Source organism: Kitasatospora sp. NPDC043950 (assembly GCF_056435345.1).
The window spans coordinates 31,145-48,162 of record NZ_JBWKER010000032.1 but is presented as its reverse complement, the minus strand read 5'-3'; the positions used below and the strand labels follow the sequence as shown (position 1 = coordinate 48,162).

At 70.1% G+C, this 17,018-nt stretch carries 15 protein-coding genes; 7 read left to right on the top strand and 8 right to left on the bottom strand.

Annotation, left to right across the window (positions count from 1 at the left end):
• The first annotated feature begins 305 nt into the window (after positions 1 to 305).
• Together AC07BF_RS22050 and AC07BF_RS22045 are read left to right on the top strand one after the other, a co-directional pair.
• On the top strand, positions 306 to 1,367 hold the full coding sequence (locus AC07BF_RS22050; RefSeq protein WP_363630811.1) for a carbamate kinase: 1,062 nt from the start codon (positions 306 to 308) through the stop codon (positions 1,365 to 1,367).
• On the top strand, positions 1,364 to 3,763 hold the full coding sequence (locus AC07BF_RS22045) for a phosphoketolase family protein (protein WP_363581185.1): 2,400 nt from the start codon (positions 1,364 to 1,366) through the stop codon (positions 3,761 to 3,763). Before AC07BF_RS22050 ends, AC07BF_RS22045 begins: the two co-directional genes overlap by 4 nt.
• Positions 3,764 to 3,809: 46 nt before the next feature.
• Here AC07BF_RS22045 and AC07BF_RS22040 read toward each other — a convergent pair whose 3' ends face one another.
• Together AC07BF_RS22040 and AC07BF_RS22035 are read right to left on the bottom strand one after the other, a co-directional pair.
• A complete protein-coding gene (locus AC07BF_RS22040) occupies positions 3,810 to 4,100 on the bottom strand; it encodes an ANTAR domain-containing protein (protein WP_400989137.1) in 291 nt (96 codons plus the stop codon).
• Between the two features lie 21 nt (positions 4,101 to 4,121).
• A complete protein-coding gene (locus AC07BF_RS22035; RefSeq protein WP_400989135.1) occupies positions 4,122 to 4,607 on the bottom strand; it encodes a GAF domain-containing protein in 486 nt (161 codons plus the stop codon).
• Between the two features lie 604 nt (positions 4,608 to 5,211).
• Between AC07BF_RS22035 and AC07BF_RS22030 the strand changes: the two genes are divergently transcribed.
• The 3 genes from AC07BF_RS22030 (at position 5,212) to AC07BF_RS22020 (ending at position 7,791) form a co-directional block, all read left to right on the top strand.
• The gene (locus AC07BF_RS22030; RefSeq protein ID WP_363581189.1) at positions 5,212 to 6,138 is read left to right on the top strand and encodes a slipin family protein; all 927 of its coding nucleotides are present in this window, start codon (positions 5,212 to 5,214) and stop codon (positions 6,136 to 6,138) included.
• Positions 6,139 to 6,558: 420 nt separating this feature from the next.
• Positions 6,559 to 6,720: a YqaE/Pmp3 family membrane protein gene (locus tag AC07BF_RS22025; protein WP_363581191.1), complete on the top strand. Its 162-nt coding sequence runs from the start codon at positions 6,559 to 6,561 to the stop codon at positions 6,718 to 6,720.
• A 39-nt stretch (positions 6,721 to 6,759) separates the two neighbouring features.
• Complete coding sequence (locus tag AC07BF_RS22020) at positions 6,760 to 7,791, top strand: YihY/virulence factor BrkB family protein (RefSeq protein WP_363630806.1); 1,032 nt, start codon at positions 6,760 to 6,762, stop codon at positions 7,789 to 7,791.
• 292 nt (positions 7,792 to 8,083) lie between these two features.
• Here the strand turns inward: AC07BF_RS22020 and AC07BF_RS22015 are convergent, their stop codons facing one another.
• Together AC07BF_RS22015 and AC07BF_RS22010 are read right to left on the bottom strand one after the other, a co-directional pair.
• Positions 8,084 to 8,818, bottom strand: a complete 735-nt coding sequence (locus tag AC07BF_RS22015) for a Type 1 glutamine amidotransferase-like domain-containing protein (protein ID WP_363581195.1) — start codon at positions 8,816 to 8,818, stop codon at positions 8,084 to 8,086.
• A gap of 390 nt (positions 8,819 to 9,208) precedes the next feature.
• Entirely contained in the window at positions 9,209 to 9,856 is a 648-nt protein-coding gene (locus AC07BF_RS22010; RefSeq protein ID WP_363581197.1) for a TetR/AcrR family transcriptional regulator, read from the bottom strand.
• Positions 9,857 to 9,965: 109 nt separating this feature from the next.
• Here AC07BF_RS22010 and AC07BF_RS22005 point away from each other — a divergent pair, with 109 nt between their 5' ends.
• Together AC07BF_RS22005 and AC07BF_RS22000 are read left to right on the top strand one after the other, a co-directional pair.
• Entirely contained in the window at positions 9,966 to 10,493 is a 528-nt protein-coding gene (locus AC07BF_RS22005) for an HXXEE domain-containing protein (RefSeq protein ID WP_400844333.1), read from the top strand.
• 234 nt (positions 10,494 to 10,727) lie between these two features.
• Positions 10,728 to 11,894: a nitric oxide synthase oxygenase gene (locus AC07BF_RS22000; RefSeq protein WP_400844330.1), complete on the top strand. Its 1,167-nt coding sequence runs from the start codon at positions 10,728 to 10,730 to the stop codon at positions 11,892 to 11,894.
• A 442-nt stretch (positions 11,895 to 12,336) separates the two neighbouring features.
• Here AC07BF_RS22000 and AC07BF_RS21995 read toward each other — a convergent pair whose 3' ends face one another.
• From AC07BF_RS21995 to AC07BF_RS21980, 4 genes are all read right to left on the bottom strand, one after another.
• A complete protein-coding gene (locus AC07BF_RS21995; RefSeq protein WP_363581203.1) occupies positions 12,337 to 13,374 on the bottom strand; it encodes a sugar ABC transporter substrate-binding protein in 1,038 nt (345 codons plus the stop codon).
• An 80-nt stretch (positions 13,375 to 13,454) separates the two neighbouring features.
• Positions 13,455 to 14,168, bottom strand: a complete 714-nt coding sequence (locus tag AC07BF_RS21990) for a FadR/GntR family transcriptional regulator (RefSeq protein WP_363581205.1) — start codon at positions 14,166 to 14,168, stop codon at positions 13,455 to 13,457.
• Positions 14,169 to 14,303: 135 nt separating this feature from the next.
• Positions 14,304 to 15,335 carry an ABC transporter permease gene (locus tag AC07BF_RS21985; protein ID WP_363581207.1) on the bottom strand — a complete coding sequence of 344 codons (1,032 nt, stop codon included), beginning with the start codon at positions 15,333 to 15,335 and terminating at the stop codon, positions 14,304 to 14,306.
• Positions 15,319 to 16,875 (bottom strand): sugar ABC transporter ATP-binding protein, encoded by a 1,557-nt coding sequence (locus AC07BF_RS21980; protein WP_363581209.1) that lies wholly within the window; start codon positions 16,873 to 16,875, stop codon positions 15,319 to 15,321. The genes AC07BF_RS21985 and AC07BF_RS21980 overlap by 17 nt, the downstream gene beginning before the upstream one ends.
• Positions 16,876 to 17,018 lie beyond the last annotated feature (143 nt).

The following is a 17,018-nucleotide window of genomic DNA, read 5'->3' as shown; positions in this document are numbered from 1 at the left end:
GCCGGGTACATCGGACCAGTCGGCTGGCCGGTCACTTCTCAGGAGGCGGCCGTCGCGTTGACTCGGCCGGCTCGCCGCCCGGGCTGCGCTGTGATCAGGTCCATCGGGCAGCCCCACTCATCCGGGATCGGCACCGGACATCAGCGGCATCGGGAATCTGGACGCCGTGCGGAGGAGCCTCGTGAGTAGCCAAGCCCGACAGCTGGTCACCGACACCGCTCCCGTGCTGGGCCGCCGGTGCCGCGTCGCGACGGGCGCCCGGTGTGCGCCCGAGGCCGCGGGCGCTTATGTGACGGTGCCCTGACATGCGTATCGTGGCCGCACTCGGTGGCAATGCGCTGCTTCGCCGTGGTGAGAGGCCTGATGCCGGGATCCAGTTGGGGCACGTGCGCACCGCCGCTCGGGCTCTCGGTCCGCTGGCCGCCCGGCACGAGCTGGTGATCTGCCACGGCAACGGCCCGCAGATCGGCATGCTCTCCCTCGAAAGCGAGAGCGACCCGGCGCTGTCCCGTCCCTACCCGTTGGATGCGCTCGTCGCCCAGACCCAGGGCATGATCGGTTACTGGCTCACGCAGTGCCTGGGCAACGACGGCCTGGCCAAGCCTGTCCTCAGCCTCGTCACCCAGACGCTCGTCGACCCGGGCGACCCGGCGTTCGCCGAGCCGACGAAGTTCGTCGGCCCCGTCTACGACCACCGGCGCGCCCGACAGTTGGCCGACCTGCACGGCTGGACCATCGCCGCGGACGGTGACCGGTGGCGCAGGGTCGTGCCCTCGCCCGAGCCGCAGCGGATCATCGAGCAGGACTCGATCACCCACCTGCTGGATACCGGTTCGGTCGTCATCTGCGGCGGAGGCGGCGGAGCCCCGGTCGCCGATGACGGCTCCGGCCGGCTCCACGGCGTGGAAGCCGTCGTCGACAAGGACTCCACCGCGGCCCTGCTCGCCACCACCCTCCACGCCGACCGGCTCCTCGTCCTCACCGACGTACCCGCCGTGATGGCACACTTCGGCACCCCACAGGCCACCGCGCTGCGCCACCTCGACCTGGACGACCTGGCGGGCATGGAGTTTCCCGCCGGGTCGATGGGCCCCAAGATCGCGGCCTGTCGGCACTTCGTGGCGGCCACGGGCCACCCGGCGGCCATCGGGCAGCTGCCCGATGCGAGCGCGATCCTCGCCGGTGCCGCCGGCACCACCATCACCACCGCCCACGCACACGAGCCGGGCAGCCGTCCGCGCCGGCAGCAGCCGGGCGAGGGTGGCTCGTCGCCGGATGGTCGGCCGAACACCGGCCCCAGCCGTACGCACGACCTCAGCACCGGCGGGACACGGCCGCGTCCGACCGACGGGAGCCCCGAGCCATGACCGGACCAGCGCTGTCACCGGAGCTGCTCCACCGGATGGACGCCTACTGGCGGGCCGCCAACTACCTGTCGGTGGGTCAGATCTACCTCTACGACAACCCGCTGCTGAAGACACCGCTGGAACTGTCGCATGTGAAGCCGCTGGTCGTCGGCCACTGGGGCACCACGCCGGGGCAGAACTTCATCTACACGCACCTGAACCGGGTCATCAAGAAGTACGACCTGGACATGGTCTACGTCGCGGGGCCCGGCCACGGCGGGCCGGCACTGGTGAGCCACACCTACCTGGAGGGCACGTACAGCGAGGTCTATCCGGACGTCAGCCAGGACGAGCCGGGGATGAGGAAGCTGTTCACCCAGTTCTCCTTCCCCGGCGGGATCTCCAGCCACGTCGCGCCGACCACGCCCGGGTCCATCCACGAGGGCGGCGAACTCGGCTACTCGCTCAGCCACTCCTTCGGCGCCGTGTTCGACAACCCCGGCCTGATCGCGGCCTGCGTCATCGGTGACGGCGAGGCCGAGACCGGGCCGCTGGCGACAGCGTGGCAGTCCACCAGGTTCCTCGACCCGGTCGGTGACGGGGCGGTGCTGCCGATCCTGCACCTCAACGGCTACAAGATCAGCAACCCCACCGTGCTGGCGCGCATAGAGGAGGAGGAGCTGACGCAGTTCCTGCGCGGCTGCGGCTGGGAGCCCCACATCGTGGCGGGCGACGAACCCGAGGCGATGCACCAGCTCATGGCCCGGACCATGGATACGGCCGTCGAGGAGATCCGGGAGATCCAGGACACCGCGCGCGCCCGCACGGACGCCGGCCGCCCGCGCTGGCCGGTGATCGTCCTGCGCTCGCCCAAGGGCTGGACCGGGCCGAAGACCGTCGACGGCCTGCAGGTCGAGGGCACGTTCCGCTCGCACCAGGTACCGCTGCTGGTGGACGCCGACCACCCCGAGCACGTCGGGCAGTTGGAGCACTGGATGCGGAGCTACCGGGCGCAGGAGCTGTTCGACGACAACGGCCGCTTCCTGCCGGAGCTGGCCGGCCTCGCTCCGGTGGGCGAGCGGCGGATGGGCGCGAACCCGCATGCCAACGGCGGGATGCTGCTGCGGGACCTGCGGATGCCGGACTTCCGAGTCCACGCCGTGGACGTCCGCGCGCCCGGAGAGGTCAGCGGCAAGGACACCCTCGTTCTGGGACGGTTCCTGAGAGACGTGGTCGCCGCCAACGGGGAGCGCCGCAACTTCCGGATCTTCGGCCCCGACGAGACGCTCTCCAACATGCTGGGCGCGGTCTTCGAGGAGACCGACCGCCAGTGGGACGCCCGCACCATGGAGGGCGACGAGTTCCTCGCCCCTTCGGGCCGGGTGCTGGACTCGATGCTCAGCGAGCACCAGTGCGAGGGCTGGCTGGAGGGCTACCTGCTCACCGGACGGCACGGGCTGTTCAACTGCTACGAGGCGTTCATCCACATCGTCGACTCGATGTTCAACCAGCACGCCAAGTGGTTGAAGGTCACCAAGCAGCTGCCCTGGCGCCGCGACATCGCCTCCCTCAACTACCTCCTCGCGTCCCACGTATGGCAGCAGGACCACAACGGCTTCACCCACCAGGACCCCGGCTTCCTGGACCACGTCGCCAACAAGAAGGCCGACGTGGTGCGGATCTACCTCCCGCCGGACGCCAACTGCCTGCTGTCCGTGATGGACCACTGCCTGCGCAGCCGGCACTACGTGAACGTCGTGGTGGCGGGCAAGCGTGCGATGCCGCAGTGGCTGTCCATGGAGGACGCCGTCGTGCACTGCACCCAGGGTGTGGGCATCTGGCCGTGGGCGAGCAACGACGAGGGCGGGGAGCCGGACGTCGTGCTGGCCTGCTGCGGCGACACCCCCACCCTGGAGGTCCTGGCCGCGGTGTCCATCCTGCGCGAGCACCTGCCCGAGGTGAGGGTGCGGGTGGTCAACGTCGTCGACCTGATGAAGCTGGAGCCCGACACGGTGCACCCGCACGGGCTCAGTGACCGGGACTACGACTCGCTCTTCACCAGGGACAGGCACATCGTCTTCGCCTTCCACGGCTACCCCTCGCTGATCCACCGGCTCACCTACCGCCGCACCAACCGAAACCTGCACGTGCGCGGATACAACGAGGAGGGCACCATCACCACCGCCTTCGACATGCGGGTGCAGAACCGCCTGGACCGCTTCCACCTCGTCCAGGACGTCATCGACCGGCTGCCCCGACTCGGTGCACGGGGCGACTACGTGAAGCAGCGGATGCGCGACAGGCTGGTCGAGCACAAGCTGTACATCGACCGGCACGGAACGGACCTGCCGGAAATCCGGGACTGGACCTGGGTCGGCACCACCAGCAGCGTTCCCCGCCCGGCAGAGGACGGCTGACTCGGGTCACCACCCTTCGACGCCTCCACGGTGCCTCTCGATGTCCTCAGCCGGGACTGCGGCGTGCCCGGGCGCGGGCCACCGCCTCGTCGAGCAGCTGTTGGGCCACTGCGGACGCCTTCCGGTTCTGTGCCTGGCTCATCGCACGGAGCTTGTCGAAGGCCTCGGCGGGGGTGCAGCCGCTGCGGCTCATCAGGACGCCCAGGGCCTGGTCGATCGCCGAGCGGTGGGTCAGCGCGGACTGCAGCTGTGCGGCCAATCGTGTTGTCCGGGCGAGGGCCTGGGCGTTCTGTACGGAGATCGCGGCCGGCACGGCGAACAGCTCGCCGAGTTCCACGGCCCAGGCGTCGAAGACGTCCTAGGCGTGGGCGTAGACGTTCATCGCGCCCAGGACCCGGTCGTCGGTCAGCAGCGGCAGCGAGAGCACGCTGTGCACGCCCAGCCGGCCGACCCGCGGTCCGAAGCGCGGCCACGAGGGGTCCTTGCCCAGCGAGGCCGAGCGGACGGTGCGTCGTTCGGCCGCAGCGGTGATGCACGGCCCCTCACCGATCCGGTACTGGATCGCATCGACGGTTCGAACGAAGGCCGCGCTGGACACGATCGTGTCGGCCCGGCCGTCCTCCACGAGGGTCAGGCCCACTCCGTCCGCGCCGGGGATCGCGTGCGCCGCGAAGTCGGCGACGTGGACCAGCAGGGCCGGCAGGTCCAAGCGCCCGCTGGCCAACCTCGACAGGCCGGCCAGGCTCTCCCGCAGGTCCGCGTCGTCGGCCGGGCTCCGGCCAGGAGCGGCACCCGACACCGGGGTGTCGCTGGACTCCGACGCTCCCGGGGCCGACTCCGCCATGGTGGATCTCCTCAGCCTCACCGACAACCGACCGACCGCACTGAGGGTCGGACAGACCGAACCGCGCCCCCTGCCGCCCATTGTCCGCCCGGCCGTACTCGAACGAGCGGCGTGCTCCGTGCGCGCCGCGTGGCCGGAGATCGGAGAGTACCGTCGGAGGTGGTTGAGTCAGCAGCCAGTCCGGAGACGAAGGCCCACCTCGCGTCGGCCTCGGGAGCGACCAGCTCACAACCGGGCCCATCCGGTGACCTCATCATGCGAGGCTCACCATGCCCATGCAGTCGCCCACCCGCGCCGACGGCCCGGCCCCTGTGGCGCGCCCGCCCTCCCCCCTCGGCAGGGCCGGCGAAGAGCCCCCCGCAGCGGCGTCGGCGACCGAGGCCCGGCCCGCTCCGGCGGGGCGGTCCGCTGCGTCGGCCGGTCGCCCTCCTCGCCGGGGGCCACGCAGATACCCTGCCGAGACGGAGCCTCCCACGTGCTGCGTGCCGCCTCGCAGCGGCCGGCGGGCCGATCCCGGCCGAACAGGCGGCCCCGCGTCCCGGGCCGAGTGGTCCCTGTCGCCGGGGCCGGACGCACTCTCCCGACAACTGAACAGAGGCACGCCATGAAGATCCTGATCGTCGCCGTCGTCATCGTCGTCCTGCTGGTCCTGGTGGGCCTCCTGCTCTCCGTGAGGATCGTCAAGCAGTACGAGCAGGGCGTGCTGTTCCGGCTGGGCCGGGTGCGCGGCCCGAAGAAACCCGGCTTCACCCTGATCGTCCCGATCGTCGACGTCCTGCACCGGGTGTCGCTGCGGATCGTGACAATGCCCATCCAGTCCCAGGGCATCATCACCCGCGACAACGTCAGCGTCGACGTCTCGGCGGTCGCCTACTTCCGGGTGGTCGACGCGGTCAAGTCGGTCGTCGCGATCGAGAACGTCTACTCCGCCATCGACCAGATCGCCCAGACCACGCTGCGCAAGGTGGTCGGGCAGCACACGCTGGACGAGACGCTGTCCGAGACCGACACCATCAACCTCGACATCCGCGAGATCCTGGACGTGACCACAGTCGAGTGGGGCGTCCAGGTGACGCTGGTGGAGCTGAAGGACATCCAGCTGCCCGAGAGCATGAAGCGGGCGATGGCCCGCCAGGCCGAGGCGGAGCGGGAGAAGAGAGCCAAGATCATCAATGCGCAGGGCGAGTCGCTGGCCGCGGCGGCACTGGGCGAGGCCTCGGACACCATGATGGCCCACCCGCTGGCCCTGCAACTGAGGAATCTGCAGAGCCTGGTGGAGATCGGTGTGGACAAGAACACCACCGTCGTCTTCCCCGCCCCGCTGATGAGCACCATCGGCGAACTCGGCTCCTTCCTGGCCCGCGAGAAAGCCGCGGCTGCCGCCGGACCGCCCGTCCCGGTGTCGCTGGAAAAGCCTCCGGCGGCCACCACGCCACTGCTCGTCCAGCAGCCGGCCCGCGGGCTGCTGGTCGAACAGCTGCCGGACGGCGAGGTGCAGGCCAACGGAGGACCTGTCGTCCTGCGGAAGTAACGCGGCACGGGCGGGCACGGAACGGTCCGTGCCCGCCCGAGAAACCGAGGCGAAGTCATGATCGAGAGCATGCCGGGCACGCTGTGTGGAACGGGGCGAGACGGAGGTTCGTGATGGTTCTCTTCCTGCTGGTCGTCATCGTGGCGATCGTGCTCGCATCATCGGCATCGTCGTCCATGGACTGCTCCACCTGACCGCCATCGCCGTCCTCCTGCTCATCGCCGCCGCCGTGTACCTGGCCGTATGCCCGGCACGGAACCGGCGCTCTCGACGGTGACACGCGGGCGGACATGCAGCGCGGACGGAGACGATGCCTCCGATGCGGTCCGGCCGACTGCCCGCCGGGCGGCCGACGGTGAGACGATGAGGAGGCGGGTCACCGTGCCGTCGGCCACCGCACCTTCGGAACGAGGGGTGATCATGGGCAAGGTCCTTCTGGTGCTGTTGTGCCTGGTCCTGCCGTTCCTGGCGGTACTGATCAAGGACGGGCCGAGCATGAAGGTGCTCTGGGCCTTCCTCCTCCAGCTCTGCGGCCATGTGCCCGGAGTCATCTACGGCATCTACCAGGTGGTCAAGGACTGAGACCCCGAAACAGACACCCGACACGCCGGGTTGGCACCCATGTCACGACACGAGAACGAACACCGGCACACCAGCACGGCCGACGGGGCCGGGCCCGCCACCAACGGAGCCGGGCCCACCGAGAGCCCGACCGACCTGTCCAAGAAGTCGTGGTGGGGCGTCCTGAAACGCACCACCAAGCAGTTCAAGGCCGACAGCCTCAGCGACGCGGCGGCCGCGCTCACCTACTACGGGCTGCTGGCGATCTTCCCCGCCCTGCTCGCGCTGGTGTCGATCCTGGGACTGGCCGGCAGCTCCGCCACCAAGCCGCTGCTCGACCGCCTCCGTGACCTCGGCCCCGGATCCGTCCGCCAGCTCCTCACCACCGTGGTGCAGCAACTCCAGACCGACCAGGGCAGGGCGGGCTTCGCACTGGCCATCGGGATCGTCCTGGCCCTGTGGTCCGCCTCCGGCTACGTCGCGGCGTTCATGCGCGCCGCCAACCGGGTCCACGACACCGCTGAGGGCCGGCCACTCTGGAAGACCCTGCCCACGCGCCTCGCCCTGACCGTCGTCATCATCGCGCTCCTCGCGCTGACCGCCACCGGTGTCGTCTTCACCGGCGCACTGGCCACCCGGACGGGGAAGATCCTCGGAGTCAGCGAGAACGCCGTACAGGTGTGGGACATCGCCAAATGGCCCGTCCTCGTCATCATCGTCATCGCGATGGTCACCCTGCTCTACTGGGCCGCTCCCAGCGCCGAAGCGCCCAAGCTGCGCTGGATCCTCCCCGGAAGCCTGGTCGCCGTCGCGCTCTGGGTCATCGCGTCCGGCGCGTTCGCCCTCTACGTCGCCAACTTCAACAGCCTCAACAGCACCTACGGCAGCATCGGCGCCGTGATCCTCTTCCTCCTCTGGCTCTGGGTCTCCAACGTCGCGATCCTGCTGGGCCTGGAGTTCAACGTCGAACTGGAACGCGGACGAGCCATCGAAGCCGGCCACCCGCCCGAGGACAAGCCCCACCCCGAACCCCGCGACACCCGCACACCACCACCCGACACCCCGCAGGACCACGACGGACCCGGTCGCTGACTCCCGGTTGTGCTCTCACCACTTCGCCTCTCAACCCGCCCAGTGGCACACCAGCCGACCGCGCACCACCTCGGCCCCGTGTCCAAGAGTCAGCTGGCGTCGGCATGCAGCAAGAAGCACGCGGGTCAGTACAGCCAGGGCGGCAGACCTGGACCTCACCCCGATGGGGTTCCCGCACTCGGTCCGTCGCAGCCCGTTCACCAGTGCGGCGGCCAGTGACCAGGCCGGCTGGGCCCGTCCCCGGCCGGGGAACGACCCGACCGACGTTCCCTTCAGGAACTACCCGGTGCCGTCAGGGCTGGAACAGTTTCCACTGCCCCTCGGAGACGACCTGGGCGGTGCCGTCGACCACCTTGATGGCGGTCTCGTCGTCGATCGCATACGTCGGCGCGGGAATCCGTGCCGCCCACCTCTCCGCGTTGGCCAAGGAGGCGTCGGGGTGGTCCGGGTGCTCCAGGTGCGGGATCACCGCGAAGTCGACGAGTCCTGCTCCCTGTCCCGTGACCAGGATTCTGTCGACGTCGCCCTGAGGCGTGGCGAAGACGATGTCTTCCGACCTCAACGGTCCATCGTTCCCGCGGGGCGGTTCGCGGTAGGTCTCGACAAAGGTGGAGGCAACAGCCATGCTCCCGGCGCTCACCCCCACGTAGACCGCCTCGGAGCGCAGCGTCGGCAGTAGGCCGGTCAAACCGGAGCGCCGCATCCAGTTGGCGAGGAACAGGGGGTCGCCGCCCCATACCAGCAGTGCGTCGGCGGCCTGGACCGTTGGCACCCAAGCAGCCTCTTCGATGCTCGACAGCGCCGTCAGCTCCAGGATCCCCAACGATTTCCAACCCAATCCACACAACGGCGATGGACCCTCACCAGAGATCGCCCGCCACGCCATGCCGGGCCCGCCAGGGAAGGGGTAGATGGCGGTGGGGACGAACAGGGCGTTGGACTCGGCGATCGATTTGCCCAGCAGGTCGACCAGCGCGTCGTGGATGCTGCTGTTCTTGATCCCGGACGACGTGAGGAGTGCTCTCATGTGCCTACCTCCCTGAGTTGCCTGCTGCGGAGCGCTCGCTGCGCCCCGGACCTCGCTGGACCTGCGCTCGGGTCGGACACGGACCGATCCGGGCGGTGCGATGCACCACCCGAACGCCGGTCCGATCACGACAACGAGACACTCCGACACCATAGAACGCGGGTACGACACAACCCGGCCGCCGTAACCGGTCAGAGCACTCGGTGACGACGTGACGTGCGTCGGTGGCCCGAACGGTGCCCTCTCAGACCGCTACTCGACGGCCACGCCGGCCAGTTGTCTCCCAGCCATCGGGGAGCGCTGGATCAGCGGCGCGTGAGTCGCCGGCCTCCACCGCCGCGGCGCCGACGCGGGCGTCACTCGAATCGGCTGGTCCGTGGCAGGTGATGCTCAGCCTTCCGTGTCGCCCTCCGGCCGCCGTGGCGGGGCGAGGAGTTCGTGGAGGGCGGGGGCGATGACGGTCGCGATGTGTTCGGGGGAGGCTTCCTCCAGGGGCGGGAAGCGAAGGACGTGGCGGCCGATGCCGATGCCGAGGACGATCGAGCCGAGCAGGGCCGCCTTCAACTGGGCTTCCTCGCCCGGGATCGCGACCACCATGGGGTCGCGGTCCGGGTCGGCGAGGAAGGCGGCCCGCAGCGTGGACCACGCCTGTTCGTGGGTGAGCATCGCGCGGACGACGTGGAGCGCGCTGCCGCCGGTGTCCTCCAGGGCGTGAAGGAAGTCGAGCAGCATCCGCTCCCCGAGTCCCTCGCCCGTGTCGCCGCCCGTGCCGCCCTCGTCCTGCCACTGGGCGCCGCGCAGTTGGAACTGCTCGATGACCGCGCGGGTGAACAGCGACTCCTTGGACGTGAACCAGCGCATCACCAGTGACGCGTCGACGCCCGCCCGTGTGGCGATGGCGCGCACGGTGGTCGCGTCGTAGCCGTCCCGGCGGAAGAGTTCCCGGGCGGCGGACAGCACCGCCTGCTCTCCGCGCCTGCGGCGCTCTGCTCTGGAGGCGGCGAGTGGTGTGCCGGCCGGTTCGGCTGATGTCGACATGGCTGGATCCTACCCGATTTGATCAACGCTGTTGACCGAAGTGGGGTTGAGGGCTAGCTTGAGTCAACGCCGATGACCCAATCTTCAACCGATCTGTGAGCAGGGGAACATGACGATGGACCTGGTACGGGCACGAGTCGACGCCCGGTGGTGGATCTGGGGGCTGCCGCTCTCCTTCGCGGTGCACGACGGGGAGGAGGCCGTCGCGATCGTGCTCGACGGCGGCCTGGACCAAGGCGGCACACGTTTCACCGTCGCGCAGTCCCTCACCGCGATCCTGGCGGAGTTCGCCGTGGTCTGGGCCCTCACCCTGTTCGCCGACCGCGCCCTGCGGGCCGGACACGCCGGGCGTACCGGTCCCGGCGGTTGGGCGCTCGACGCCTACGCCGCCCTGCTGGGCGGCTGGACCCTGCACGGGCTCCACCACGTCTACCTCGGGCTCAGCGGCAGCGGCTACCCGCTCGGGGTGATCACTGCCCTGCCCGCAGTGGTGCTCTACGGCGCACTGACCTACGCGGCACTGCTGCGCGCCGGGCTGCTCGACAGGCGGCGGACGGTGCTCAGTCTGATCGCCGGGGCGCCCGCCGCCGTCCTGCTCATCGCCGCCGCCCTCACCTTCGGCCGCCTCACCTCCTGAGCGCGGGCAGCCCTCGCGGGAGCCCCGCGAGGGCCACTCCGACCCCCACCCCGGCCCGCCCCGCGCGACCCGGGTCCCGCAGGGCTTTTCATCACCGAGTGCACGCAAGGGTTTCGTCAAAACGACCTCGGCTGGGTCCGCGCGTTCGCTTCCCCGGCGTAGTCTCCGGCTGCGTCCGTGTGTTTCGTGCAAGTTGAATCGGCTCCTTTCCCTCGCTGTTGACAGGGGATCAGCATGATGAGCTCTCGGGTGTGCGTAACCCCGTCCACGCCTGCTGCTCCGCTCGCGGAGGCAGTAGCGTTGATACGTCAACTCACCGTGGAGGGACATCTTCCGGCCGGCGGCGCGCAGCGGCGGGTAGCGGAGATCACGGAGGAGCTGGCGACGACGGGAAGTTACTCCCAGACCCAGCAGGAGTTGTTGGTCGGCTCCCGGATCGCGTGGCGGAACAATCCGCAGTGCATAGGCAAGTTCTACTGGAAAGCACTGGAGATCCGGGACTGCCGTGCGATCGGCACCGGCACCGATGGCGGTGACGAGGGAGCGGTGTTCGAGGCACTCGTCGAGCATTTGCGGCAGGCGTGGAACGGGGGCAAGGTGCGCCTGCTGCTGAGCGTCTTCGCGCCGAGCACACCCGAGCGGCCCGGACCCCGGCTGTGGAACGGCCAGTTGATTCGCTACGCCGGCTACCGGCAGTACGACGGGTCCGTGATCGGCGACCCCGAGACGGCGGCGCTCACCGAGGCGGTCCAGCGCCTGGGGTGGCGTGGTCAGGGCGGCGAGTTCGACGTGCTGCCGCTGGTCATCCAGTGGCCCGGGCGTGAACCTCGGTGGTTCGACCTGCCCGCGGACGCGGTCCCGGAGGTGCGGATCAGCCATCCCGAGTACCGGTGGTTCGAAGAACTCGGCCTGCGCTGGCACGCCTTTCCCACGATCTCCAACCAGGTCCTCGAACTCGGCGGGCTGCGGTACCCGTTGGCACCCTTCAGCGCCTGGTACACGTGCACCGAGATCGGTGCCCGCAACCTGTCCGACACCAACCGATACGACAAGCTGCCTGAGGTCGCCCGGCGGATGGGCCTGGACACGGCCCGGGATCGCACCCTGTGGCGGGACCGCGCGTTGCTTGAGCTCACGGCGGGGGTGCTGCACTCGTACGACCGGGCCGGGATCTCCATCATCGACCACCACTTCGCCACCAAACAGTTCGTGCGACACGAGGAGCGCGAGCAGAAGAGCGGGCGCGACTGCCCGGCCGACTGGTCCGCGATCGTGCCGGCCACCAGCGGGTCGACCACTCCGGTCTGGCAGCGCCGCTACGACGCCACTCGGGTGCTGCCCAACTTCTCGCCGCACCCGCCGTCCTGCCCGGCCCAGGGCGCCGAGGGACTCCCGAGCTGACTGGTGCGCCACTGCTGGCACGGTGACGGAAGCCGGACGCTGCCGTCGGCCGCCGGCCGGCTTCGTGGCGGTCTCTCCCACGGGGCCGTCCCGCTGTAGGAGGTGGTCGGCGGGAACCTGGACGGGGGGAGTCGGCTGGTTGACTGGGCGGCGGACTGTTGTACGAGCGGCTGGTTCGCCGTCAGGAAGGCCTTGTCACCGGTGGTGGCGTTGCTGCCGACCGAGGTCTCGGCGAGTGCCGCGACGCTGTCGGAGGTCGCCGCGGCCGGGGTGTGCCCGGACCGGGGTCAGGGCGACTATCGCCCTGACCACCGGTGCACTTCGTACGGTGCGGCCCTTCAGCGGGGGTGGGTGGGGGAGCGATCAGTGGTGGTGCACAGACCGGAGTCCCGTCGTCCCGTTGTTGCGGTGGATGCCGGCCTGGTTCCGGGGCCCGCCTCGGTCAGCCCGCGGCGTGGTTGGCCCAGAGCGACGGGTCGTCGACGTTCTCCTTGGTGACCAGGGGAGCGGGGAGCTGGTCCTCCAGGCCGTTGGGCAGGGTGATGATGGTCGACTGGTGGTCGGTGGGCCCGGGTTGGAATTTCCTGCCTTCGGCAGCGGCCTTGGCGTAGTACAGGGCGTACTTGGCGTAGAGGTCGGCGGGCTGGGAGACGGTCGCGTCGATGTCGCCCTTGCGGATCGCGTCGAACTCCTGCGGGATGCCGTCGTTGGAGACGATGGTGATGTGGCCGGGCTGGCCGGCGGGCTTGAGCAGGCCTTTCTGGCGTAGGAGGTCGAGGGTGGGCTGGAGGAAGACGCCGCCGGCCTGCAGGTAGATGCCGTTCAGGTCCCGGTTGGCGGCGAGGGTGGACTGGAGCTTGGCGGAGGCGATGTCGCCCTTCCAGTCGGTGGGCAGCGCGATCACCTGGATACCGGGGTAGTTGCGTTTCATGCAGGCGGCGAATCCCTCGGAGCGTTCGTATCCGTTGATGGAGGTCAGTGCGCCCTGGAGCTCGGCCACCTTGCCCTTGCCACCGAGCTGCTTGCCGAGGAACTCGCAGGCCTTGGTGCCGTACGTCTTGTTGTCGGTGCGGACCACCATGTAGACGCTGCCGTGCTCCGGTTCGGTGTCCACGCTGATCGTGTGGATGTTGGCACGGAACAACTCGGAGAGTGTCGAATCGGTGGTCATGGTGTTCTGCGGCGCCATGACGATGGACTTGGGGTGTCGGGCGGCCAGCGACTGGACGTTGGCGGTGAACGTCGCGTCGTCGCCGTTCGAACGGGTCGGGGGCAGGACACTCAGCTGCTGGTCGTTGATCTCCTGCTGGAGGTACTTCGCGTACGCCTTCCAGAAGTCGGAGTCGGCGCGGGGGATGTCGATGCCGATCTGGGGGCGGGAGTTGCCGGGGTCATCAGTGCCACCGCAGGCGGTGAGGCAGCCGGCGAGCAACACGGCGATGCAGCCCGTGCAGGTGGTCCGGATGGTTCGGCTCTTCATGTGTCAGACCGTCCTGGGTCGTGGGGGTCTTGCGCGCTGAGGGGGAGGGGAACGGATGTGCGGGATTCGGCACGTCGCCGTCAGGCGATGGCGTCGAGGTCCGGGGGGTCGAGGTCCGGGGGGCCGGTGCCGGCGGCCAGCCAGTCCTCGACGGCGGCGACGTGCACGGTGCTGGCACTGGCGGCCAGGACGGCGTCGTGGTCGACCAGGGCCCGCCAGATGGCCTCGTGTTCGCGGTGGGCCTGCTCGCGGGCAGAGGCGTTGTGCGTACCGCGCACGATGCGCAGCCGCTGGGTGTGGGTGGAGAGGATGCCGAGCAGGGTGGACAGCACGGGGTTGCCGACGGCATCGGCGATGGTGCGGTGGAACTCGATGTCGAGCTCGATGAACTCCTCGATGCCGGCAGCCGCGGCGCTCTGGTCGAGGACGGCCCGCAGCGTTCGCAGGTGGTCGTCGGTGAGCAGGCCGGCGGCGAGGGCGGTGACCTGCGGCTCCAGCAGGCGCCGCACCTGGAGGAGTTGCCGGGCCGTGTGCCCGTGGGAGACGTCGGAGGCGAAGGCCATGGCTTCCAGCAGGAGGTGTGGCTCCAGGCCGGAGACGTAGGTGCCGTCGCCCTGCCGGGGGACGAGGATCCGCATCGCGGTGAGCGCCCGGACGGCCTCGCGCAGCGAGTTGCGGGACAGCCCGAGCTGGTCGGCGAGGTCGGCCTCGTTGGGGAGTCGCGCGCCGGGCAGCAGGGCGCCGGAGACGATCATTTCCTTGATCTTCTCGATGGCCTGGTCGGTCACCGCCATGGTGTTCGCCTCCTGCGTGCGGGCATGGGAGTGCTGGTCGGTCGAGGGGGCGGGGCAGGGGAGGCCGAAGCGGCGCGACCGGTTCCCGCGGAGCTGGTCGCGTCGCTTCGGTGGCTCTCGGGCCGGGGGACCCCGTCACTCCTGTTTCTCGCCCGAGGCGAAGCGGGAGATGATCAGCGCGACGATGATGATCGCGCCGTTGAGGAACTGGTTCCACAGCGGCGGCACGCCCGCGAGGGTCATGACGTTGACCACGAGCTGGAGGGTCAGCACACCGGTCAGGGCGCCGAAGAGGGTGCCGCGGCCGCCGTTGAGGCTGACGCCGCCGATGACGGTGGCGGCGAAGACCTGGAAGATCCACCCGTTGCCCTGGTCGGCGGAGATGGAGCCGTAGTGGCCGGTGTAGAGGACGCCGGCGAAGGCGGCCAGCAGGCCGCCGAGGATCAGCACGGTCCAGGTGATCCGGTCGACCCGGATGCCGGCGGCGCGGGCGGCCTCGGAGTTGCCGCCGATCGCGTACAGGGCGCGGCCGTGGCGGAGCCAGGCGAGGGCACAGCCGCCGGCCAGGAAGAGCAGGGCGCAGATCCAGATCGCCGCGGGGACGCCGAGCCAGCTGGTGCTGCCGAGGTAGGTGAAGGAGCCGGGCAGGTTGACGATCGACTGGCCCTGGGAGATCGCGACCTGGAGGCCGCGGAGCAGGGTGAGCGCGCCGAGGGTGACGATGAAGCCGTTGAGGCGCAGCTTGAGGATCAGGAACCCGTTGATCGCCCCGATCAGCGCGCCGACGGCCAGGCACAGCGGGATGGCCGTCCAGGAGGGCAGGAGCCCGAGGCCGTTGAAGCGCGCGCCGTGGTCGGGGAGGACCAGCCAGACGGCGATGACGGGGGCCACGCCGATCGTGGATTCCAGGGACAGGTCCATCCGGCCGACGATCAGGATCAGCGCCTCGGCCAGCACCAGCAGGCTCAGTTCGGTGGCCTGCTGGCCGACGCCCAGGAGGTTGTCGGAGGTGAGGAAGGCGGGTGAGACGACGAAGCCGATGACGCCGAGGACGAGCAGGACCGGTACGAGCGACAGGTCGCGGTAGCGGGCGAGGTCGAAGCGCCGGCCGGCCGGTGCGGTGCCGGCGGTGGCCGCGCGCGGGCTGACCTCAGTGGTGGGAGACATTGCGTTCCTTCGTGTCGGTCGGGCCGGACATGCCCTCCATGGCTGCGACCAGCTGTTCGTCGCTCCAGCCGTGCTCGAACTCGGCGACGACGCGGCCGTGGAACATGGCCAGGACGCGGTCGCAGACCCGCAGGTCGTCGAGTTCGTCGGACACGATCAGAGCGCTCCTCCCGGCGTCGGCGACCTCGCGGACGGTGCCGAGCAGGGACTCCTTGGATTTGACGTCGACGCCGTTGGTGGGCCGGATGGCCACCAGGACGTGCGGCTCGGTGGCCAGGGCCCGCGCGATGACCACCTTCTGCTGGTTGCCGCCGGACAGCGCGGACACCGGGGCCGAGGGGCCGGGTGTCTTGATGTCGAGGTCGCCGATCATCCGTTCGGCGAAGGCCCGGGTACGGGAGGGCAGCACCGTGCCGAAGGGCCCGAGCTGGTCGGTGACGGTCAGGGTGGCGTTCTCGGCGACACTGCGCTGCGGGATGAGGCCCTGGATGTGCCGGTCCTCGGGCACGAACCCGATGCCGGCCGCGAGAGCGGCGGGAACGCGCCCGGTGCGCACCGGGCGGCCCGCGACGGTGATCGTGCCGGCCTGCGGGCGGTGCAGACCGGCGATGGTCTCGCCGAGCCGGACGTTGCCGCTGGCGGCCGCGCCGGCCAGGCCCACGACCTCGCCGGCGTGCGCGGTCAGGGAGAAGTCCTGGTAGGCGCCGGCCAGGCTCAGGCCCGAGACGTCCAGCAGCGGGGCACCGTCGGGGCGCGTCCGGCCGGTCACCGACCAGGCGGGCCCGCTGTCCCGGGAGCTCTCGCCGGTCATCGCCTCCACCAAGGCCTGCTGGTCGAGTTCGGCGACTGGCGCGGTGATGATGTGCCGGGCGTCGCGGTAGACCGTGACGGTGGTGCAGAGGTCGTAGACCTCCTGCAGGTGATGGGAGATGAACAGGAAGGCGACGCCCTGTTCCTGCAGTGAGCGCAGCTTGTCGAAGAGCCGCTCGATGCCGCGCGCGTCGAGCTTGGCGGTGGGCTCGTCCAGGATGATGAAGCGGGCCCCGAAGGACAGCGCCCGGGCGATCTCGACGAACTGGCGCTGCTCGACACTCAGGTCCTCGGCGCGCGCGGTCGGGGCGACGTCCACGCCGTACTCGGCGAGCAACTCGGTAGCGCGGCCGCGCAGCTGTTTCCAGCTGATCGGGCGCAGGGCGCCTTTGCTCTGCCTGTCCAGGAAGAGGTTCTCGGCGACGGTCAGCGCGGGGATGATGGTGGAGCGCTGGTAGACGCAGGCGACCCTGGACCGCCAGGCGTCGGTGTCACCGGGGGCCGGGGCCTGCTCGCCGTCGAAGCGCAGGGTGCCGGTGTCGGGGTTCTGCAGGCCGGTGAGGATCGACACGAGCGTGGACTTGCCCGCGCCGTTGCGCCCTACCAGGGCGTGCGACTCGCCGGGCGCGACCGAGATGCGGGCGTCGCTGAGGGCGACGGTGGCGCCGAAGCGCTTGCTGATCCCGTCGGCCTCGACGACGGGGCCCCGGACGGGGCTGGGGTCCGCCATGGCGGGGACGTCCTTTCCGCAGGATCCGTGCGTGGGGGGGGGGGGGGGGGGGGGGGGGGGGGGGCGGAAGCAGGAAGGGGGGGGGGGGGGCCTTCCTCCCCCCTTCGCCCCCACAGGATTTTTTTTTCCCGTTCCCCTTCTTT